At 58.3% G+C, this 21,971-nt stretch carries 18 protein-coding genes; 12 read left to right on the forward strand and 6 right to left on the reverse strand.

Translation table 11 applies throughout. The features are described from left to right. The first annotated feature begins 317 nt into the window (after positions 1-317). From paoA to paoC, 3 genes are read left to right on the forward strand one after another with little or no spacing between them, the layout of a single operon-like run. The gene (gene paoA / locus D8B20_RS18685; protein ID WP_145891107.1) at positions 318-962 is read left to right on the forward strand and encodes an aldehyde dehydrogenase iron-sulfur subunit PaoA; all 645 of its coding nucleotides are present in this window, start codon (positions 318-320) and stop codon (positions 960-962) included. Next, the gene (locus D8B20_RS18690) at positions 959-1,915 is read left to right on the forward strand and encodes an FAD binding domain-containing protein (protein ID WP_145891109.1); all 957 of its coding nucleotides are present in this window, start codon (positions 959-961) and stop codon (positions 1,913-1,915) included. The genes paoA and D8B20_RS18690 overlap by 4 nt, the downstream gene beginning before the upstream one ends. Continuing rightward, positions 1,912-4,110 carry an aldehyde oxidoreductase molybdenum-binding subunit PaoC gene (paoC, locus tag D8B20_RS18695; protein ID WP_145891111.1) on the forward strand — a complete coding sequence of 733 codons (2,199 nt, stop codon included), beginning with the start codon at positions 1,912-1,914 and terminating at the stop codon, positions 4,108-4,110. Before D8B20_RS18690 ends, paoC begins: the two co-directional genes overlap by 4 nt. A gap of 306 nt (positions 4,111-4,416) precedes the next feature. Here paoC and D8B20_RS18700 read toward each other — a convergent pair whose 3' ends face one another. The 5 genes from D8B20_RS18700 to D8B20_RS18720 form a co-directional block, all read right to left on the reverse strand. Further along, a complete protein-coding gene (locus D8B20_RS18700) occupies positions 4,417-6,210 on the reverse strand; it encodes an EAL domain-containing protein (RefSeq protein WP_145891113.1) in 1,794 nt (597 codons plus the stop codon). Positions 6,211-6,765: 555 nt separating this feature from the next. Beyond that, the gene (locus D8B20_RS18705; RefSeq protein WP_145891115.1) at positions 6,766-7,230 is read right to left on the reverse strand and encodes a nucleoside deaminase; all 465 of its coding nucleotides are present in this window, start codon (positions 7,228-7,230) and stop codon (positions 6,766-6,768) included. A gap of 161 nt (positions 7,231-7,391) precedes the next feature. Further along, on the reverse strand, positions 7,392-7,931 hold the full coding sequence (locus D8B20_RS18710) for a cytochrome b (RefSeq protein WP_145891117.1): 540 nt from the start codon (positions 7,929-7,931) through the stop codon (positions 7,392-7,394). Continuing rightward, on the reverse strand, positions 7,928-8,983 hold the full coding sequence (locus D8B20_RS18715; RefSeq protein ID WP_145891119.1) for a catalase family peroxidase: 1,056 nt from the start codon (positions 8,981-8,983) through the stop codon (positions 7,928-7,930). The genes D8B20_RS18710 and D8B20_RS18715 overlap by 4 nt, the downstream gene beginning before the upstream one ends. A 217-nt stretch (positions 8,984-9,200) precedes the next feature. Continuing rightward, positions 9,201-10,265 carry an MBL fold metallo-hydrolase gene (locus D8B20_RS18720; protein ID WP_145891121.1) on the reverse strand — a complete coding sequence of 355 codons (1,065 nt, stop codon included), beginning with the start codon at positions 10,263-10,265 and terminating at the stop codon, positions 9,201-9,203. A gap of 129 nt (positions 10,266-10,394) precedes the next feature. On the opposite strand from D8B20_RS18720, the gene D8B20_RS18725 reads away from it, so the two are divergent. The 3 genes from D8B20_RS18725 to D8B20_RS18735 all read left to right on the forward strand — a co-directional run bounded on the left by D8B20_RS18725 (position 10,395) and on the right by D8B20_RS18735 (position 12,502). Further along, positions 10,395-10,727: a gamma-glutamylcyclotransferase family protein gene (locus D8B20_RS18725; protein WP_145891123.1), complete on the forward strand. Its 333-nt coding sequence runs from the start codon at positions 10,395-10,397 to the stop codon at positions 10,725-10,727. Between the two features lie 65 nt (positions 10,728-10,792). Continuing rightward, on the forward strand, positions 10,793-11,596 hold the full coding sequence (locus tag D8B20_RS18730; RefSeq protein WP_145891125.1) for an MBL fold metallo-hydrolase: 804 nt from the start codon (positions 10,793-10,795) through the stop codon (positions 11,594-11,596). 105 nt (positions 11,597-11,701) lie between these two features. Then, positions 11,702-12,502 carry a MetQ/NlpA family ABC transporter substrate-binding protein gene (locus D8B20_RS18735; protein ID WP_145891127.1) on the forward strand — a complete coding sequence of 267 codons (801 nt, stop codon included), beginning with the start codon at positions 11,702-11,704 and terminating at the stop codon, positions 12,500-12,502. A gap of 81 nt (positions 12,503-12,583) precedes the next feature. Here the strand turns inward: D8B20_RS18735 and D8B20_RS18740 are convergent, their stop codons facing one another. Beyond that, complete coding sequence (locus tag D8B20_RS18740; protein ID WP_145891629.1) at positions 12,584-13,693, reverse strand: SDR family oxidoreductase; 1,110 nt, start codon at positions 13,691-13,693, stop codon at positions 12,584-12,586. Positions 13,694-14,067: 374 nt separating this feature from the next. Here D8B20_RS18740 and kup point away from each other — a divergent pair, with 374 nt between their 5' ends. The 6 genes from kup (at position 14,068) to D8B20_RS21980 (ending at position 21,911) form a co-directional block, all read left to right on the forward strand. Further along, complete coding sequence (gene kup, locus D8B20_RS18745; RefSeq protein WP_145891129.1) at positions 14,068-15,936, forward strand: low affinity potassium transporter Kup; 1,869 nt, start codon at positions 14,068-14,070, stop codon at positions 15,934-15,936. A 291-nt stretch (positions 15,937-16,227) separates the two neighbouring features. After that, positions 16,228-16,533 (forward strand): YdgH/BhsA/McbA family protein, encoded by a 306-nt coding sequence (locus tag D8B20_RS18750; protein ID WP_145891131.1) that lies wholly within the window; start codon positions 16,228-16,230, stop codon positions 16,531-16,533. 448 nt (positions 16,534-16,981) lie between these two features. After that, entirely contained in the window at positions 16,982-18,628 is a 1,647-nt protein-coding gene (gene mqo, locus D8B20_RS18755) for a malate dehydrogenase (quinone) (protein WP_145891133.1), read from the forward strand. Positions 18,629-19,007: 379 nt separating this feature from the next. After that, positions 19,008-19,727 (forward strand): dienelactone hydrolase family protein, encoded by a 720-nt coding sequence (locus D8B20_RS18760; RefSeq protein ID WP_145891135.1) that lies wholly within the window; start codon positions 19,008-19,010, stop codon positions 19,725-19,727. Positions 19,728-19,761: 34 nt separating this feature from the next. Then, the gene (locus D8B20_RS18765; protein WP_145891631.1) at positions 19,762-20,148 is read left to right on the forward strand and encodes an acyl-CoA thioesterase; all 387 of its coding nucleotides are present in this window, start codon (positions 19,762-19,764) and stop codon (positions 20,146-20,148) included. A 476-nt stretch (positions 20,149-20,624) separates the two neighbouring features. Next, positions 20,625-21,911: a methyl-accepting chemotaxis protein gene (locus D8B20_RS21980; RefSeq protein WP_145891138.1), complete on the forward strand. Its 1,287-nt coding sequence runs from the start codon at positions 20,625-20,627 to the stop codon at positions 21,909-21,911. The last annotated feature ends 60 nt before the right edge of the window (positions 21,912-21,971 follow it).

A 21,971-nucleotide genomic window follows, 5' to 3' on the forward strand; every position in this document is an offset into this window, starting at 1 on the left:
GTATTGCGTTTTTTCGCATGGCAGCAAAAGCCTGGCAGGAATGAAGGTCAGGGAGAATAGCACACAGCCTCACCGGATAAGCAAGCGCATCCCCTGCCTTTCCCGCACGGTGCGCTGTCAGCAGAGGCAGACAGCCTGATTAAAAACGCCCATCCTGCCGCTGCGCAGCATGCCTGCCTGCCTGCTGCACAATGAAGCGAAAGCGTACCCTTTTCTGCGTCTCCCTTCACCAGGCCGATATGCCGTCTATGCTTAAAGCTTCCAAAAACCTTATAAACCGCGGTGCTACTGGTACCGATGATTAACTGGAGACGGGTATGAGCAACCCACATAACGGTAATTTGCATCAGGAAAATGATCAGCAACCCCTTTCCGCCCTCACCCGTCAGGCGGAATCTGTTTCTCACGCCACGGCTGACGCTTCCCTGCCGGCTACGCCGGCTCCGCAACGTATGCCGGTGACGCTGAACGTGAATGGCAAAGCGCATACTTTGCAGGTGGATACCCGCACCACGTTGCTGGATGCACTGCGTGAGCACCTGCATTTTACCGGCACCAAAAAAGGCTGCGATCACGGTCAGTGCGGCGCCTGTACGGTCATCGTTAACGGCCGGCGTATCAACGCCTGTTTGACGCTGGCTGTCATGCAGGATAATGCCGAAGTCACCACCATTGAGGGATTGGGCACGCCGGATAATCTGCATCCGCTGCAGGCCGCCTTTATTCGCCATGATGGTTACCAGTGCGGTTACTGCACGCCCGGCCAAATCTGCTCATCGGTTGCTGTGCTGCAGGAGATTGCTCAGGGCATTCCCAGCCACGTTTCAGAAGATTTGCTGGCCCAGCCGGCGCTACAGCCGGACGAAATCCGCGAACGCATGAGCGGTAACATCTGCCGCTGTGGCGCTTATGCCAACATCCTCGCCGCGATTGAAGACTATGCCGGAGGTCAGCCATCATGAAAGCCTTTACGTATGAAAAAGCCTCCTCACCGCAGGAAGCGGCACGCCAGGCACAGCAAACGCCTGGCGCCCGGTTTATCGCCGGCGGCACCAACCTGCTGGATTTAATGAAACTGGAAATCGAAACCCCCACGCACCTGATTGATGTTAACGGCCTGGCGCTGGACACCATCAGCGCGGAGCCGGATGGCGGGCTGCGCATCGGAGCGCTGGTGCGTAATACCGATTTGGCTGCGGATATGCGCGTGCGGCAGGATTATGCGGTACTGGCCCGCGCACTGCTGGCGGGCGCATCCGGTCAGCTGCGCAACCAGGCGACAACCGCCGGCAACCTGCTGCAGCGCACCCGTTGTCCTTACTTCTATGACACCAATCAGCCCTGTAATAAGCGCACACCTGGCAGTGGCTGTGCGGCGATTGGCGGCTACAGCCGTCAGCTGGCGGTAGTGGCCGCCAGTGAGCACTGTATTGCCACCCATCCCAGCGATATGGCGGTGGCGATGCGCCTGCTGGATGCCACCATTGAAACCATTAATCCTGACGGCAGCGGCCGCAGCATTCCGATTGCGGATTTCTACCGTGCCCCGGGCAATACGCCTCATCTGGAAACAGTGCTGCAACCCGGTGAGCTGATTGTTGCGGTGATTTTGCCCCCGCCGCAGGGCGGCAGACATATCTACCGCAAAGTCCGCGATCGCGCCTCCTACGCCTTTGCGCTGATCTCGGTGGCCGCCATTGTACAGCCTGACCACAGCGGCCGGGTTGCGCTGGGAGGCGTGGCCCATCAGCCGTGGCGGCGCGAAGCGGCGGATCAGCAGATGGTCAACGGCACGCAGGCGGTGTATGAGCAGCTGTTCAGCGATGCTCATCCGACCGCGTCAAACGAATTTAAATTAGTGCTGGCGAAGCGCACCCTCGCTTCAGTGCTGGCAGAAGCGAGGGCGCAACCATGAAATTTGAACAACCCGCCGGAACCAACCCGATTGACCAGCTGCGCGTGATCGGGCAACCGCTGGATCGCATTGATGGCCCGCTGAAAACCACCGGCAGCGCCCCTTATGCTTACGAATGGCATGATGAAGCGCCGGATGTCACCTATGGCTATGTGGTGGCCAGTCCGGTAGCCAAAGGAAAAATTACCGCACTGGAGACGGAAGCCGCCCGTCGCGCACCGGGCGTGCTCGCCGTGGTGACCGCAGCAAATGCTGGCAAGCTGGAAATTGGCGAGATGAATACCGCGCGCCTGCTGGCTGAATACCATATTGAGCATTATCACCAGGCCGTGGCGCTGGTTGTCGCTGAAACCTTTGAACAGGCGCGCGCGGCTGCAAAACTGGTGGACGTGCAGTATGAACGGGAAGCCGGCGCGTACGATCTTGCCAGCGAAAAACCGTCCGTCACTGCGGCCCCGGAAGATACGCCGGATAAAGTGGTGGGTGACGTTGACCAGGCGTTGGCTCAGGCGCGCTATACGCTGGACGCCGTTTATACCACGCCAGATCAGAGCCATATGGCCATGGAGCCGCATGCTTCTATGGCTATCTGGGACAACGATGCGCTAACGGTGTGGACCTCTAATCAAATGATTAACTGGTGTCGTTCAGATCTGGCCAAAACGCTGGTGATACCAGAAGAAAAAGTGCGGGTGCTTTCGCCCTATATTGGCGGCGGCTTTGGCGGCAAGCTGTTCCTGCGCAGCGATGCCGTGCTGGCGGCGCTGGGCGCGCGCGTGGTGAAACGCGCGGTGAAAGTGATGCTGCCGCGCCCGATGATCCCCAACAATACCACGCATCGCCCGGCAACAAATCAGCATATTCGCATAGGTACCGATGAAGACGGAAAAATCACCGCGATCTCCCATATCAGCTGGTCAGGCAACCTGCCTGGCGGCACGCCGGAAACCGCCGTGCAGCAAACTGAGTTGCTTTACGCCGGGGAAAACCGGCTGACCGGCCTGCGCCTGGCGGAACTGGATCTGCCGGAAGGCAACGCGATGCGTGCGCCGGGCGAAGCGCCCGGCCTGATGGCGCTGGAAATTGCTATCGATGAGATGGCGGCGAAAGTGGGCATGGATCCGGTGCAGTTCCGCATTCTCAACGATACCCAGGTCGATCCCGCCGATCCGAGCCGTCCCTTCTCCCGCCGCCAGCTTATTGCGTGTCTGCAAACCGGCGCAGATAAATTTGGCTGGCAGCAGCGCCAGGCTGAGCCTGCGCAGGTACGCGACGGCCGCTGGCTGATTGGCATGGGCATGGCCGCCGGCTTCCGCAATAATCTGCTCTCAGCCTCGGGTGCCCGCGTGCACCTTGATGCGCAGGGTATCGTGACCGTAGAAACCGATATGACAGATATCGGCACCGGCAGTTACACCATCATCGCGCAGACCGCCGCAGAGATGCTCGGCGTGCCCGTGTCGCAGGTGCGCGTCAGCCTGGGTGACTCGGCGCATCCGGTTTCCGCCGGCTCAGGCGGTCAGTGGGGTGCCAACACCTCGACTTCCGGCGTCTATGCTGCCTGCGTCAAACTGCGTGAACGCATCGCCGCTGAACTGGGCTTCAATGCAGATGAAGCGGAATTTGCCGAGGGTGAAATCCGCGCCGCAGGCCGCCGCGTGCCGATTGCCGCAGCCGCGGCACAGGGAGCGCTCAGCGCCGAGGACACCATTGAGTTTGGCGATCTCGATCAGAAATATCAGCAATCCACCTTTGCCGGCCATTTTGCGGAAGTCGCCGTTGATACCGCCACCGGTGAAGTCCGCGTACGGCGGATGCTGGCGGTGTGCGCCGCGGGCCGGATACTGAACCCGAAAACCGCGCGCAGCCAGGTGATCGGTGCCATGACCATGGGCCTGGGCGGCGCGCTGATGGAGGAGCTGGCGGTGGATACCCGTCATGGCTATTTCGTCAATCACGATATGGCGACCTATGAAGTGCCGGTGCATGCCGATATACCGCGTCAGGAGGTGATCTTCCTGGACGACACCGATCCGGTCTCTTCACCGATGAAAGCCAAGGGCGTGGGGGAATTGGGTCTGTGCGGCGTCGGCGCGGCGATCGTCAACGCCATCTACAACGCCACCGGCGTGCGGGTCAGGGACTATCCGGTCACGCTGGATAAGCTGCTGCAGGGACTACCGGAAACCGTCTGACGGCATTCGGTGCCGTTCCCGGTGGCGGGAGCGGCACCTGACGCAGTGAACAGCGCATAAAAAAACGCCCGGGGAGTCATTGCCGGGCGCAGGGTTGGATTTCAAATTTCCGATCTTGCGTCGGCTACATCACGTCTGCAAAATCTGATTTTTGGATGATATCACGGCGGGTGGGCAGCAGCCTGACGGCGTGCTCACCGGCTGGGTTATAACTATAGATCAGGACCGGAAAATGTCAGGTTCGGAACGCTCTGAATAAGCGAGACCGCCGCGGTATGACTGCGGCAGGGGGATCGCAAAAGTGCGTCAAAGGCCGGCGGCAAATCCGATACCGCGCTTGCTCAGCAGCCACAGATCGAGGTCTTTATCCGCCAGGGGCCGGGCATAATAGTAGCCCTGCGCCTGATCGCAGCCAAACTCATTCAGCGCGCGGGCGGTTTCAGCGTTTTCCACCCCTTCTGCCAGCACCACGTATTCCAGCTCTTTCAGCATCCCCACAATGCTGCGGGCAATAATGCGCGAAGAGGTGTCGGTGCAAAGCCCCTGAATCAGCGAGCGATCGAGCTTGATAATATCGAGCGGCATGCGGCGCAGGTAGCTGATATTGCTGTAGCCGGCCCCGAAGTCATCCAGCGAAATGGTAAAGCCACGCTGCTTCAGCTCTTCCAGCCCGCGCATCGCCGCCGGACTCTCCAGAATACGTTCAGTCTCCAGGCACTCAATGCCCAGCAGCGACGGTGGCAATTTCTTCGCCAGCATTTTCTCCTGCAGCGCCGCCGCAAAGCCTTCGCGGGCGAAATCATGCAGGCTGACATTGACGGTGATCGGCAGCTGGATCGGCTGATTGCGCAGCCGCACCATGCGCGCCAGGGTGGTATCGATGACCCACTCTGTCATGACATGCAGCAATTCTGTCTGTTCCACCAGCGGCACAAACGCGGAAGGCGGCAGTTCGCCACGCAGCGGATGACGCCAGCGAATCAGCGCCTCCAGCCCCAGCGGCTGCCCGGTCTTCAGACAGATTTTAGGCTGATACACCAGGTATAAGCCCTCCCCGGTTTTCAGCGCGGCGGCAAATTCATGCATCAGCGTAAAATCGCGGGTATGACGAATGTCTTCGGTTTCGCTGAATGCGACGGCCGGCACGCCGCGGCCAACGGCCTCGTTGACCGCGCTCAGGGCACGGCGCAGGATTTCGGGGGCCGGGAACGCGCCGCTGGTAAAATCCGCCTGCCCGGTATGGGTCGTCAGCGCCACGGAAAGGCCCTCGCCCATATCCGCGCTGATGCCTTCCATCCGTCCGGCGATCCACGACGCGCTGAGGCGGCTGTGATCGGGCGTCAGTATGGCGAACCGCCCGGTGGCCACGGTATAGAGCATTTCGCCCATGCCGGGACGCAGACGCAGCGGCAGCAATGTGGCGACATCTTTCAGTAACTCTTCCACCGGCCCCATGCCCATGCTGCGTGCCAGCTCATAGGCACGTGGCATGTCAATGCAGTCAATCAGCACCAGGCGGCGCGGTGTGGTATCGCCCTGCGTTGCCAGCGTCTGGAGATCGCGCAGCAGACGATGCCGGTTCGGCAAGCCGGTGACCGGGTCGGTATCCCCTGCGGAATGCCAGGCTTCCAGAAACGACATGACGATTTCAGCCAGCAGCTGCAACGTGGCAATCTGCATATCACTGAAGGGATGCGGCTGGCTGTCGGTCACGCACAGCGTACCGAGGATCACGTTTTCCCGGTTACGCAGCGGCACTCCGGCATAGAAGCGGATAAATGGATCGCCGGTGACAAAATGATGGGTCACAAAGCGCGCGTCCATCCAGGTGTCGGGCACAATCATCGCCGTTTCACCATCCACCACGTGCCGGCAGAGTGAATCTTCACGCGACGAATATTTCAGAGAGAAATTGCAGGACGCGCGGATATATTGCGCATCATCATCCAGTACGGAAACAAAACAACCGGGTATGCCCAGCACCTGGCTGGTCAGGCGGGTAAATTTGCGCAGAACATCATCTCGACTTTCATCCGGCTCGCGCAGTGCCTGGAGCGCACGAATGCGACGATCGCTATCGCCGCTCAGGTTAAACAGCATAAATCCTCCGCCCCGGCCTGAATGCCGTTACGATGATATTGAAGAACGTTGATCAATGGAGCGGAAGACAGAACGGTTTCAGCAGGCCAGTCAGCATCGATAATCTATTACTACCAGAGTATTTAGCATGCCGGCTGAATTAAGCACAGGTATTTATTTCAAAAAAAGAGTAAATATTTTTTAGCTGCGCGAAAAGGCGCTAAACCGCTACGCAATCCTTACATTTGGCTTAATTACTTAATTTCGTCTTCGGGCTTATTTTCGCTGTTATTCCGCCATTATTTTTAATCCTGCTGCGGGCGGCTGACCGCGCAAACCGCACGGGGAGTGCGCCTTTTACGGTCAGGCGGCGCAGCCAGCACCCGTTTACGCTGGCTGTCAGATAAACCATCTTTCACCTGCGGGTGTTCGCAGCGGTAAAACGCATTCAGCCACTCACGTTTGGCCTATTTCCGCGCGCCGATCAACAGGCTTATAAGATGTTAGCCAATCTCTGAGAATTTAAGGCGATGGGCTTCCAGGCGATAACGGCAGCAAACACACCCCGGCAACCCATCAGGCATTCAGCGCCTGCCAGCGCTTATAGACATCAATTGCTGCGGGATCGGCGTGATGCTCCATCGGTAAACGCCGCCGGGCGATGGGCTTCGCATATTCGTCGTAAAAGGTTTCCAGTTCAAAATACTGGCGATCGTCGCGGTAGTAAGGCGCATAGGCTTCACGCGTGGTGAGATAAACCACTTTGCGCGGGCTGCAGTAATAGAGGGCGCCGAGACACATCGGACAGGGACTGGCGAGCACGTAAATATCACAGTCACTGAGGTTTTCGGTCCCCAGATGACGGCAGGCCGCGCGCACCGCAAGGATTTCAGCGTGTGCGGTCGGGTCACAGGTTTGCGCCACCTGGTTGGCGCTTTCCGCAATCACCTCATTGCCGCGCACGATCACCGTGGCAAACGGCCGGCCGCCCTGCTCGACATTGTCCAGCGCCAGCTGAATCGTACGTTTAATGATATCCATCGTGACTCCCTGTTATCAGTGATATGCGAATAGGCTGTAACAAGGTTAGGCAGAGATGCGCAGAATACCAACACCGGCATCGTTTCCCTGCGCCAGCGCGGTTCCCTTCAGCATCCGGTGCGGCAGCGTTGCAGGCTTCGCTACGCTGCCGCAGCTGAGTATTAACGCTTGCCGGCCCCTGTCATGCTGCTGAATACGCCATCCCGGCGCACCAGCGCATGCAGTAACGCGGCGGCCAGATGCATCATGACCGTGACAAACAGCAGCAGCGCCAGCCAGGTATGCAGCGGTCGCAGTAACGCATAAAGCGTGTTGTTGACCGCGGTAATCGGCGGCAGCACCAGCCCACCGCCCAGCGTGACAGGGTAACCGGCAGCAGAGAGCATGGCCCAGCCTATCAGCGGTTGCGCCAGCATCAGCAGATAAAGCACCCAGTGCGAAAGATGCGCAGCAGCGCGCTGCCAGACGGGAATCGAGGCAGGCAGCGCCGGCTGATCCGTGGTAAAGCGCAGCCACAGGCGCACCACGACCAGCAGCAGAATCATTACACCCAGCGGTTTATGGATGGCGACCAGCAGGCCGTGCCAGGAAGAGACGGTGGAGACCATCGTCACGCCGATAAACAGCATGGCAATGATGGCGATGGCCATCAGCCAGTGCAATGCACGCAGCGCCGGATGAAAGGTGGTTACGGATTTCATAGTGTGCGCTCTCCCTGACGGGCCTGTTCTGCGGTGCGGGCATTATAGGATTTGGCATAGGCTGCCGATCGGGCATTGAGCAGCGGATCATCCGACGCGGCGATGCCGTTCGGCAGGATCAGCGGATCGTAATTGATGTCATTGCAGGGGCCCTGCTGCTGCGCTTCCGCCTGGTTCAGCACCAGCGTTCCCGCATTGATCGTGGGTCTGTCGGCAGGCCAGGCTTTGCTGGCATCATTGCTGGCATCGCCGGGGGCGGCAAGGGTCAGGATTAAATCCCACTTCAGCGGGCCGTGCGCCAGACGCTGCTGCAAATCATGCTGGAGAAAATCTGCATCCTGCCGGTCAGCGGCCGTGATGGCGCTGGCCGGCGTGTGCGGCACCATGCTCCAGCGGACGCGTTGCTGATGGCCTGCTGCATCCTCCAGGACAAACGCGTTTAAGCTGTTATACCGGTCGCTGGCCCAGCTGGAGGAAGGCACGAACTGCTTTGCCCAGGCAAAAAAGGGCTGTGCTTCCGGATGCGCAGCCAGAAAAGCCTGCAGTTTTTGCGGGTCCGGTTTTCCGGTGGCGGGATCGGGCCGGGTGGCGCTTTGTAACTGATAAAAGCCTGCCGGTGTCGCCACCGGGAAAAACGGCATCGCGTTCATGCCGGTACGCCACTGCTCACCATTCGGCTGCTGAAAAGCCAGCGCCAGGCTGCGGACTGGCACCGCATAATCCGGCGCCTGCGGATTTCCCCCGGCAATGGCAAAGCGCCCGGTCACCGGTATCCGTCCCGCGGCAAACACCGCAGCTTTAGAGAGCGTGCTGGCGTTACCGTTAGCGTCAAATTCTCCGACCACGCATATCCCTTTGGCATGGTTGCGCCGGAAACCCGCATGTTTGCCGCCCGACTGCTGCAGCACATCCACCAGCTTATCGGCGCTCAGGCGCTGAGGGGTTAACCAGCCCCCGGCCCACAGGAAAAAAACAGTAACGAACAGCGGAATCAGACCAACCAGCGCCAGACGAACTAATCGCTGGCGCGTTGACAGCGGAGTGTTATGCATAGACAGGCTCACAGTAAGATAACTGACAGTGCGCAGCGGTGATGTACCGCATGGCGCAGAAAAGTTCGGCTGACCGGCTTCCCTTCCCGCATGGCGGCCTCACCGCCGGGAGCGTGTCGAAAGAAACCGGTATTGCAGGCAGAGAGAATATCTGCCCTGCTGAAGCCAGAACGCAATCGCTTGCCGCCCCACTCTAGCCAATAAACCGGCGGCAGCCTTAACCTGCCGGGTCACCGCTGCCGCGCGCGGTCAGATCCGGCGCTGACCACCAGTCGGGCTGTGTCTGAGGCTGCAGCAAATCGATGCCCTGGCCCAGCATTGGCAGACAGAGCGCAACATTACGCGCCGCGGCCAGCCGGACAATCTGCTGCAGCGGATCGTCCCAGCGATGAAAAGCCAGATCGAACGTGGCGTTATGGATGGGAAACAGCCAGCGGGCGTTGAGATCCACTGATGCCTGCAGCGTATCGGCGGGCTGCATATGAATATCGGCCCAGCGCGGGTCATAGGCACCATTCTCCAGAAACACCGCATCAAATGGACCAAACCGGCGGCCAATGGTTTTGAACCCGTCGAAGTAGCCGGAGTCGCCGCCTAAAAACAGTTTCAGCCCGGGCATCAGCAGCGTCCACGAACACCAGAGGTGCTTATTGCCGTCAAATAATCCCCGCCCGGAAAAGTGCTGAGTCGGCGTACAGACGAAGCGAATCCCGGCAATGTCCTGCGCCTGCCACCACGCCAGCTGCGTGATTTTTGCCGCCGCGATGCCCCACTTCACCAGCAGATCGCCCACACCCAGCGGCGTAATAATATGGTTAACCCGATCGTTCAGCTGCAGCAGAGCATGGCGATCCAGATGATCGTAATGATCGTGCGTCAGAATCACGCCTTCCAGCGGCGGCAACGCACTCAGCGCAATCGGTGCCGGCTGAAAGCGCTTCGGCCCCAGCCAGCGAAACGGCGACGCGCGCTCTGCAAATACCGGGTCAACCAGCCAGTAGCGACCGGAGAGTTTCAACAGCAGCGAGGAGTGTCCCAGGCGGAAAACGCTGTGCGCGGCGGCGTCAGCCAGCGCCTGCGTGGTAATGGGCTGTACCGGCAACGCCCTGTCCGGCACGGTATCGGCCGGCTTGTTGAAGAAAAAATCCCACATGATCCTGCTGAAGCCCGCCAGTCCCGGCTGCTGCCGCGGCCTGGCATTGTGAAACCGTTTGCCATCAAAATGCGCTGGCTGCGCATCACCGGGCAGCTGGCCGGCGGCGGTGTCTGCATCATTAAACATTGCTATTTTACCTGACGGGATGGGTAGTCCAGAATAGCCGCTCCGCACCGCAACAACATCGCCATACGGGCGATTTCGCTGACGGTTACACAGCTTTTACTGGACTTTTACAACGTGATACGAGGGAAAATGAAACGCTTATTTGTTTACGGCACCCTGCAACCCGGACATGCCAATGCGCATATTCTGGAACAGCTGGGCGGCGAATGGCAGGCAGGCACGGTGCGCGGCACCTATTATGCCCGCGGCTGGGGCGCCGCCGCAGATTTCCCCGGTATTGTGCTGGATGACGAGGCAGCAGACGTGCGCGGCTATCTGTTTAGTTCACCGCAGCTGGAGCAGCACTGGCCAATGCTGGATGAGTTTGAGGCGGGTTACGATCGCGTCAAAGTCACGGTTACGACCACCGCCGGTGAGCGCATCGCGGCCTGGATCTACCAGCTGCAGCCGCGCAGCGCCTGACCGCTGCGCAGCGCAGAATCCTGCTGAATCCTCTACGCTTATCTTCATCACCCTGAGGATACGCCATGATTAAAATCTGCACCGCCTGCGGGACGGCTTACGAAGAGCAGGATCGCATCATTGAACACTGCGCCATCTGTGAAGACGCGCGCCAGTTTGTCCCCGCCAGCGGCCAGCAGTGGACCTCTCCGGACGCGCTGCGGGCGACCCATCGCAACATGTGGCAGCAGCCGGAACCGGGCTTGCTTAGCCTGCAGACCGTGCCGGCTTTCGCCATTGACCAGCGTGCCTTCCTGCTTCAGACCGCGCACGGTAATGTACTGTGGGACTGTATCGCCCACCTTGATGACGCCACCTGTACCCTGATTCAGGCGCTGGGTGGCATTGCCGCCATTGCTATCTCGCATCCGCATTATTACACCACGCAGCGGGAGTGGGCGGCGGCTTTTAACGCGCCGGTCTGGCTGCACGCTGACGATCGCCAGTGGATTATGTCTCCGGGCGCGCATATCCGGCTCTGGCACGGCGATAGCATGGCGCTGATGCCGGAGGTAACGCTGCTGCGCGCTGGCGGGCATTTTGCCGGTGGCACCGTGCTGCACTGGGCGCGCGACGAAGGCGTGCTGCTGACCGGCGATATCCTGCAGGTCACGCCCGGCGCCGATCGCGTCTCGTTTATGTGGAGCTATCCCAATATGCTGCCGCTGGCGGCCGCAACGGTGCGTGACATGATGACGCGGCTGGAGCCACTGTCTTATCAGCGCCTGTATGGCGCTTTCGCCGGGCGTGAAATCATCGGCAACGCGCAATCACGCGTGCGCGCATCCGCGCAACGCTATCTGGCCTGTCTGGAAGATCCGCACTGCTGACCCCCGCCGCTGGTTGAATAAGCAGCAGTCGCACCGCAAACGGATGTACAGACGTCCAGACGTATAATATAGTCCGGTTCTCTGCTTAAAAAGGACACGGACCCAATGAAGAACATACTGCTCACTGCCCTGCTGGCTGCCTCTGTTTCATTGCTCAGCGCGTGCGACCAGAATAACGACAGTAAAATAAAAGTGGCCATCAACACCGGGCCGGATGAAGCCCTGTGGCAAACGGTGAAGCAGGTTGCGCATGACAAGTATCAGCTGGATGTGGATGTCATTGCGTTTAACGATTACGTACAGCCCAACGAAGCGCTGTTCAATAAAGACGTGGATGCCAACGCCTTCCAGAGCCTGCCGTATCTGGAGATGCAGTCAAAAGAGCGCGGCTATAAATTCGCCGTCATCACCAATACGTTTGTGTTCCCGATTGCCGGCTACTCGCGCAAAATCAAATCCCTGAAAGCGTTGCCAGACGGGGCAACCATCACCCTGTCGAACGAAGCGACGACGCTCGGACGCAGCCTGTTGCTGCTGCAGGCGCAGGGACTGATCAAAGTGAAACCGGAGGCGGGCCTGCTGCCGACGACGCTGGATATCACCGACAACCCGAAAAAGCTTAAATTTGTCGAGGTGGATACGCCGCAGCTGGCGCGCACGCTGGACGATCCGCAGGTCTATATTTCCATCATCAATAACAACTTCGCGGCGCTGGTGAACCTCTCCGCTTCGCGTGACGGCATGTTTATGGAAGGCAAAGCGTCGCCGTACGTCAACGCCATCGTGGCGCGTGAAGACAACAAAGACAGCGCAAACGTGCAGAAGCTGAAAGAGGCATTCCGTTCGCAGGCCGTGCTGGATAAGGCCAACGAGCTTTATAAAGGCGATATCATCAAAGGCTGGTAATCGTCTGGAGCGGCGGCGCATTGACGCTGCCGCCCACGCACCGGCCGCCTCTGCAGGCGGCCGTTTTGCACGGTCTGTGCGCTATTTAAAATCCACTTCCATCAGTTCCGCCAGCGTAGCGTCACGCGTTGACGCCACACAATGATGCAGATAATCGGTGAATTTCGACGAAGGCGGCATGCCCAGCGCCAGCAGCTTTTCGTTGCTGAACACCACATTCAGGCGGGAAAAATGGCCATACAGCTTCATCGCCCGCAGCACGATGCGCTCGTTGCACGGCCCGAACAGTGCCGGGAAACGGCTTTTGCTTTCGCTCAGCTGGCGATAATTCACCTTCTGATAGCGATCGCCGAGCGGCAGCTGGCCTGACGCGCGCGCCATCGCCCGATCAATCTCCGCGAAAGTGACGCTGCTGTTCTCACCCGCTGAGATATGAATAATGGTTTTTTCAATCTGCTCTGCGTTCAGCAGCAGCTCCAGTGCATCGGCGCAGTAATCCACCGGTACTACGTCTATACGGTCTTCCAGTTCACACATAAATTCGCCCAGCGCCAGCGCCATGCGGAACACCCAGAAAATGCTGGGCGATGGCGAGCAGCCGTGCCGGGAGTGGCCCACAACAATCGACGGCCGCGCAATCACCAGCGGCAGCGTTGGCAGCGATTCCAGCATCATCTTTTCTACCGTCGCCTTGCTCCAGGTGTACTCGACAATATGCTGATCGCGCAGCGTATCCAGCTCGTTTTCCGTGACCAGCGTGTTGGCCTGCGGCGCACAGGACATGGCGGTGCCGACATGAATAAAACGCTGCAGACCGGCAACCCGGCTCATCCGGCTGGCGAGGCGGAAGGTGCCTTCCACATTCACTTTCCAGATCAGCGGATTGTTGCCAAAGGAGGCCACCGCCGCACAGTTAAGCACGTGCGTCACGCTATCAAGGCGCGCATCGTCCAGAAACTGCGCCGGGGCGGCCAGATCGCCTGACAAAATATTTTCCGGCGTCAGTTGCGCCAGCTGCTGCGCGCTCAGGCCAAATTTTGCCAGGTTGGCGCGCACGCGGGCTAACCCCTCTTCCGCTGATCGGCTGCGCACCAGCAGCAACAGCGTGTGCGCTTCCTCTTTTTTTAACAGATTGACAGTGACGGCACCGCCAAGGAAACCGGTGGCACCGGTGATCAGAATGGTTTTCATCATCTTAATAGAGCGATCCGCAGTAGCAGTAATGGCTGGCATCGACTCTAAGCGGCGCTGCTTAAATGACGATTAAATCGTCCCGGCGGACACCCCGGGTTCTTGCAGGTTGGTGAGGCGCGGTTTAACTCTGTGTAAATGTGTAACCGCGCAGCGCGCCAGGTGCAGGCTGCCGTCCGCAGCAAAAATGCGCAGCGGTGTAAAAATGGTGTAAAAATATCAGCGGTTGGTATAAAAATCGTGGTCAGAAAAACGCCATAATCTAGGCGCAACGCCGTGAAAGCGCTATGTTTGCCAGCATTTATCGCTGTGCTGCAGGCCATCGCCTTTCGCCCGCCCGGCACCCCCTTCACTTGCCATTTAGCAGGAATGTTATGAGTCAAACAGAGAAGCCGTCGCTGCCCGCGGGTATGCTGGCTGCTGCCGGGATCGTTTTTGGTGATATCGGCACCAGCCCGCTTTATACCCTGAAAGAGTGCCTGTCGATTCTGCCCGGCAACGGCGCCTCACCGGTGGCGGTGATGGGCTTTTTATCGCTGATCTTCTGGGCGCTGACGCTGATCGTCACCCTGAAATATGTCTGTTTTGTGATGCGAGCGGACCACGACGGTGAAGGCGGCATTCTGACGCTGATGTCGCTGGCGCGCCGTCACGTCAGTGCCCGCATCGGCCATGTGATTATGCTGGCCGGCCTGATTGGTGGCGCGTTTTTCTATGGCGACGGCATCATTACGCCGGCGATCTCGGTGCTTTCTGCCATTGAAGGGATTGAGGTGGTATCACCGGAACTGGAGAAATACGTGGTGCCACTGGCGGTGGTGATCCTGACACTGCTGTTTATGATCCAGAAACACGGTACAGAGAAGGTCAGCCGGGTGTTTGGTCCGGTCATGTTCCTGTGGTTCCTGACGATTGGCGTGCTGGGCGTGCGCGGCATCCTGCTGAATCCGCAGGTGTTACAGGCGCTGAACCCGGCCATGGCGGTGACGTTTCTGCTTGGCCACAAAGCGCTGGCGTTCGCCGCGCTGGGCATGGTGGTGCTGGCGGTCACCGGTGCCGAAGCGCTCTATGCGGATATGGGCCACCTTGGCAAAACCCCCATCCGTCTGGCCTGGCTGGTGATGGCAATGCCCGCTCTGGTGCTGAACTATTTTGGCCAGGGCGCGCTGGTGCTGGCAGATGCGCAGGCGCTCAACAACCCCTTCTTTAACCTGGCACCGGGCTGGGGGCAGATCCCGTTAATTGTGCTCTCGACGCTGGCGACGGTCATTGCGGCGCAGTCGGTGATTTCCGGCGTTTACACCCTGACGCATCAGGCCATTCGTCAGGGCTTTCTGCCGCCGATGCGCATCATCTTTACCTCACACACCGAGTCGGGTCAGATTTACATTCCGGTGGTTAACTGGCTGCTGTTTGTTGCCGTCACCGTGATTGTGCTGGCGTTTCGCCAGTCGTCCGCCCTCTCCTCGGCTTACGGTATCGTGGTCACCGGCACCATGGTGATCACCGCCTGCCTTGCCGGGGTTGTTGCGCTGCGTAACTGGCGCTGGCCGCTGCCGCTCGCGCTGCTTTTTCTGCTGTGTATGCTGGTGATCGATGTGCCGCTGTTTGCCGCCAACCTGATGAAGCTGCTCTCCGGCGGTTGGGTGCCGGTGCTGCTGGCGCTGACCATGATGGGGCTGATGCTGATCTGGAGCACAGAGCGCAACCGCTTGATCCGGCGTCTTAATAACGATCAGGAAAGCCTGTATGCCCTGGTCAAATCGCTGGAAAAACATCCGCCCAATCGCGTGGACGGCACCGCTATTTTCCTGGCGCGCCGGGAGTTTGAAATTCCGCAGGCGCTGCTGCATAACCTGAAACACAATCGCGTCCTGCATCGGCGCGTGATGCTGCTGCATATTCGCACCACCGAGACGCCGCGCGTCCATAATCAGCAGCGCATCACCCTGAATCAGCTCTCTTCGTCGTTCTGGCAGGTAACGGCGGCTTATGGCTGGCGCGAAGTGCCGCCAATGGCGGAAATCCTGCACCTGTGCGGCCTGCTGGGCTTTGGCTGCACCGTCAACGAAGCCTCTTTCTTTACGTCGCATGACACGCTGGTAATGAAAAAGCGCAAAGGGCTGGCACGTATTCGCGGCGGTATTTTTCACTTCTGCCAGCGTAACGCGCTGCGCGCGCATGAGCAGTTTAATATCCCGCCCAATCGCGTTATTGAACTGGGCGGGCAGCGCGAATTCTGATGCCGCAAGCCGCGATACTGCCTCTTTCCGGCCGCCCTTTGTGGCGGCTTTTTTATCAGGATTTCGTCAGGCATGTAAGCAAATGCAAAAACTCTCGTGAAATCTTATCTCAGTTGTGGCGATGTTTTTCTTAACAACTAATTAGCAATTAAAGCTAAAACGATTAACGCCGCAGGGTGTTTATTAACGCTACCAGCGCAGCGGCACGCCTGTACGCCACGCCGGGGTCACACTTAATAATCCAGACCGTGTTTTCGCAGATCGCGCATTTTATTTATGAGGAGTCAGACCATGAAAGCCTTAATTAATGACGTTATCTCTATATTTACGCCGCAAAATGTTAAACCGGTATTAATTCGCACCGACTTAACGCATCGCGAATTATCCTCACTGCATCCGGCGGGCGTCACCTCGGTAAGCTGGGCCACCTCCATGGATGAGCTGACCGATGCGATTGTGAAAAAGGCGCAGGCAGCCGGCGCGGTGGGCTATCACATTACCGATGTGGAATCCCACGAGCCTGGCCATGATGGTCAGCCGGTTATGGCGGCCACTGCCACCCTTTACCATATCAATGACAAAGTCGCCTTCGGCTGAGGGTGATACCGTGCCGTCGCGCTCCTGATACCTGCCCGGCGTTGCGGGCAGGTTTCCATACAGCCCACCCGGCGGTGTATTACCTGTCAACCCCGCGCCTGCGCCAGACTCATTTCCGCAGAGAGAATGCCGGCGCCCGCATGACGCGAAGCCAGGTTTTATCGCCCGCGATCGGCCACGGCATCCTGTCAGCGCATTCCCTGCAGGAATTATTTGCTTTAAGTACAGCCGCCCGTTATAAATATTAACCGCGCTGGCGTGACGGTTATTTCGCCTCTGCCCCTGCCTGACTGCCTGTTATTTGCCCACCCTGCTGTTATATAAGTTAATTAACCTGCTTCAATACTTTAGTAACTAAAAACAGGTTAATCTTTTCGTAACAATCTTTTAATTTGCTCAGCGAATTTTTAACGTTCATCTGCACAAGATTGATAAAAGTAGGACTGGCATGAATCAGACCAAAAAATGGGTGTCCGCACTTTCGCTGACGGCACTGCTTGTTTCTTCAGCGGTTCACGCTGAAAACGCACCAGAAAAAACCGACGTGCTGCTGATTGGCGGCGGTATTATGAGCGCCTCGCTTGGCACCTGGCTGCAGGAACTGCAACCGGGCTGGAAACAGCTGATGGTTGAGCGTCTGGACGGCGTCGCGCTGGAATCTTCCAATGGCTGGAACAATGCGGGTACCGGTCACTCGGCCAACATGGAGCTGAACTACACGCCAGAGCGTGCAGACGGTTCCATTGATGTCAGCAAAGCGCTGGAAATCAACGAAGCCTTCATGATTACGCGCCAGTTCCTGACCAGCCAGGTTCAGCGTGGCGTGCTGCATGACCCGCGCTCCTTTATCAATTCCACCCCGCACATGAGTTTTGTCTGGGGCGATAAAAACGTTGAATACCTGACCAAACGCTACGCTGCGCTGCAGAAAACCACCCTGTTCCAGGGCATGAAGTTCTCTACCGATCACAAGCAGATCGAGCAGTGGGCACCGCTGGTAATGGAAGGCCGCGATCCAAACCAGAAAGTCGCCGCGACCTGGACACCGGTCGGCACCGATGTGAACTACGGTGAAATTACCCGTCAGCTGATCGGCAGCCTGAAAAAAGATCAGAACTTTACGCTGGAAACCTCGTCAGAAGTTACTGACTTCAAGCGCAACAGCGACAATTCGTGGCACGTCACGATTAAAGATGTGAAAACCGGCGCGGATCGCGAAGTGGACGCAAAATATGTGTTCATCGGTGCTGGCGGTGCAGCCATCAAACTGCTGCAGAAAACCGGCATTCCTGAAGCGGACAACTACGGCGGCTTCCCGGTCGGCGGCTCCTTCCTGATGACCGAGAACCCGGAAATCACCAGCCGTCACCTGCAGAAAGTGTACGGTCAGGCTTCCGTCGGCGCGCCACCGATGTCGGTTCCGCACATCGATGCGCGTAACCTCGACGGTAAAAAAGTGGTACTGTTCGGGCCGTTCGCGACCTTCTCCACCAAATACCTGAAAAACGGTTCGCTGTTTGATCTGCTGAGCGCGACCACCACCAGCAACATCATGCCGATGACGCACGTGGGTATTGATAACTTTGACCTGGTGAAATACCTGATCGGTCAGGTGATGCTGAGCGACGATGACCGCTTTGCGGCGCTGAAAGAGTATTATCCGAACGCGCGTAAAGAGGACTGGAAACTGATTCAGGCTGGTCAGCGCGTACAGATCATCAAAAAAGACGCTGAGAAAGGTGGCGTGCTGAAACTGGGCACCGAAATCGTGACCGATCAGCAGAAAACCGTGGCAGCCCTGCTGGGTGCGTCACCGGGTGCGTCAACGGCCGCGCCCATCACCCTCAATGTGATGCAGAAGCTGTTCCCGGAGCAGTTTGCGTCGCCGGAATGGCAGCAGAAGATTCGCACCATCGTGCCCAGCTTTGGTCAGAAGCTGAACGGTAACACCGCGCTGACCCAGCAGGTATGGGATAACACCGCATCGGTGCTGCAGCTGACCAAACCGCCGGTTATCAACATGGGCGATCAGCAGGACGCACCGGCGCAGACGAAGCCGCGCGCTGAGTCAGCCAAACAGGATATGGCGCTGTAAGCGGTTAATCTGCCGTAACACGCTCTGACTCACGGCCAGTGACCTGTCACTGGCCGTTTTTTTATCTCAGCCGCGGTAGCTGCCTGCCTCCGGCAAGGCGATAAAGGCCGCGGTGTGCTGCCGGCGACCGGGAGAGTCAGGAGAGTAACGCTGAATGGCTCACGCCTTCCGGCACTACCGGCTGCAAACGCCCTGACGCACCAGGGCCGCTTCTTCAGGCATACCCGCCACGTCCCTGCCAGCGGGTACCGTACCCATCCGCGCCGCTGCGCTCCCCGGCTGGCTAAACATTTTATGCTCTGTAACATAAAGGGCATTGCCTCACCGACGCGAGTCTGTCAGTTTTCAGGTTCACCTGATACTGATAAGAGCCTGATAAATGAGCGCAATTCACACTTCACCCTTACACTACACTGCCGGAGAGGCGGTTTTCGAAGGCACGCTGGTTTACCCTTCTGATACCGTACACGCGCTGCCTGGCGTGCTGATCGCCCCGAACTGGATGGGCGCAACGGCGGCGGCCGCTGAACAGGCGAAAGCCATTGCTGCCCAGGGATATGTGGTACTGGTGGCCGATCTGTATGGTCAGGGCCAGCGTCCTGCCAGCGCTGAAGAAGCCGGTGCCATGATGATGGCGGTAAAAGATACGCCTGAAGAAGTGGCCCACATGCAGGCGGCGCTGGCAGCGCTGCGCACGCAAACGAACGCTGCCGTGACAAAAGAGCGCGTCGCCGCCGTGGGGTTCTGCTTCGGCGGTCACTGTGCACTGGAGCTGGCGCGCGCGGGCGCAGATATCAAAGCCGCGGTTTCGTTCCACGGCACGCTGGATAGCAAAGGCCAGTATGCTGGCAACACTATCTACGCTTCGCTGCTGGTGCTTGACGGAGCTGACGACCCGCTGGTGCCGCGTGAGCAGCTTGCGGCCTTTGCCAGCGAGATGAACGGCAAAGGCGTGGACTGGCAGCTGGTGAGCTTCGCCGGTGCGGTGCACTCATTCACTGACCCGCACGCCAGCGCTGCAGGCGTGGCGCAGTACCATCCGGAAGTGAGCCAGCGCGCCTTCCGCCGGATGTTCCAGCTGTTTGACGAAGTGCTCTGATCCCTTAGCCCCTTTCCGCAACAGGAAACCGATGATGTTCTCGAAGCATTATGATGTAGATGAAAACCATATCGACTTTCAAGGTGTGGTAGACGGCCTCTACTATCCGTTTTATATGGAATGGACGCGCCATGCTTACATGCGTGAAGCGCTCGGTATTGATATCGAAGAGGAGTTCCGCCACGGCCGGCTTTACATGGTGCTGGAGTATTCACTGCGCTTCCGTAAGAGCCTGGTGAAAGGCGATAAGGTTGAAGTGACCTGTCAGCTGGTACGCAATGAAAAGCGTAATCGCGTTAATTTTGTGCAACAGATCAAGGTAGAAGGCGTGGTCTACGCGGAGGCGACCTTTATCGCCACTTGCCTGGAAAACGGCCGCCCGAGCATGCCGGAAGCCGTGACGCGGGCGCTGGAGCTGTAATGTTCCGCAGCCGGATTGTCTGAAGTCGCCTGCCACGCCGCTGCCCGCCTGCACGCGGGCAGCGGCGCTTTTCCGTCCGGCCAGCTCTTTCAACGTCCGTCATCCCGCCTCGGGTGCATCACACGGCTGACTGAGTAACCCTTCCCCTCCGATACGATACCGCTGAGTGCCGCCTTGCGGCGCTTTCCGCCAAACCCCTGCGCACATCACATAATTGTTACTCATGTTTCTTACACCGGTGTCGATAATCTTTTTGCAGAGCGAACAGCATTTTCGCTCCTGCTGCGACGCCACCAGGTTCGTTATTTACATAATACTCCGACCTGCCTGTTGCGACAGGCAGAGAGCCTCCATCTTCACCGGTGAATGGCCAACAGGGGAAACTATCCGCGCTGTCATCAGACGCGCTAACCCGTTTGCGTGGAGCACAGCGTGCCCGCGCGTTTGTTAAATACAACCATCGCCTGAGGTCTCTCATGTTCGGGGTGAAAAAATCCAGCCATTTTCTGCCGTTTACTAAAACCGCAGATCCAGCCAAAGATATTCATGCCATTAAACAGCACGTCGCCTGGATTGAGTTTTCGCCGGGCGGTGAAATACTCAGCGCTAATCCGCTGTTTCTCGACGTCACGGGTTATCAGCTACAGGAGATTCAGGGACAGCATCACCGGATTTTCTGCAGTCCGGCCTACAGCAAATCGGCCGACTATTTTACCTTCTGGCAAAAGCTGGCGGCCGGTGAATCCGTGACCGGCATCTTTGAGCGCTTTAATAAACAGCATCAGCGCTTTTATCTCAGCGCCACCTATTTCCCGGTGCGCGATGAAAAAGGCAAAGTGTTTAAAGTGATCAAAGTGGCGAGCGATATCACCCAACGCCATCAGGAGCTGGAACACAAAGAAGCGGTCATCACCGCACTGGACCGCTCAATGGCGGTGATTGAATTTATGCCGGACGGCCATGTTATCACTGCCAATGCCAACTTTCTGGCGCACATGGGTTACAGCCTGTCAGCGATTGCCGGCCAGCATCACCGCCTGTTTTGCTACGATAACTTTTACCGTGAGAATCCCGATTTCTGGCGCAAAATCGCCAGTGGTCAGCACTTTGTCGGGCGCTTTGAACGCAAAACGGCCAGCGGCGAACGCATCTGGCTGGAGGCCAGCTATAACCCGGTGCTGGATGCCGATGGCAACGTGTATAAGGTCATTAAGATTGCTTCGGATATTACCGCGCGCGTCGAGGCAGCAAAACGGGTCGCCGACATTGCGCTGACGACATCGGAAGAGACCTCACAAATCACCGACAATGCCAATGAAGTGCTGGAAGACACCATTCGCAACTCCGGACTGGTGGCTGAGCAGGTTAAAGCCGCGTCTCAGATCGGTGCGCAGCTGACGGCGTCCGCCAAAAACATCGGTGAAGTGGTCGAAACCATCAACCTGATCGCCTCACAGACCAACATCCTCGCGCTTAACGCGGCGATTGAATCGGCGCGTGCGGGTGAAGCGGGACGCGGCTTCAGCGTGGTAGCCGGAGAAGTACGCCGTCTGGCGGCGTCAACCTCCAGCGCGACCCGCCAGATATCCGAAGTGGTGGAGCAAAATACCACGCTGATTCAGCAGATGTATCAGCAGATGGATGAGGTACGGCAGTTTGTGATGACCGAACAGGAGAAGATCAGCGTACTGTCACGCAGCCTGCAGGAGATTAACAGCGGCGTACACGATTTTGTGAATGTGATTCACCGGCTGGATGTGTAACGCACAGCCCGGCAGCCTGCCGGGCTGTCACCTTGCCTCACGTCAGCCACCGTGCCGGAA

Source organism: Candidatus Pantoea soli (assembly GCF_007833795.1).
GTDB lineage: Bacteria > Pseudomonadota > Gammaproteobacteria > Enterobacterales > Enterobacteriaceae > Pantoea > Pantoea soli.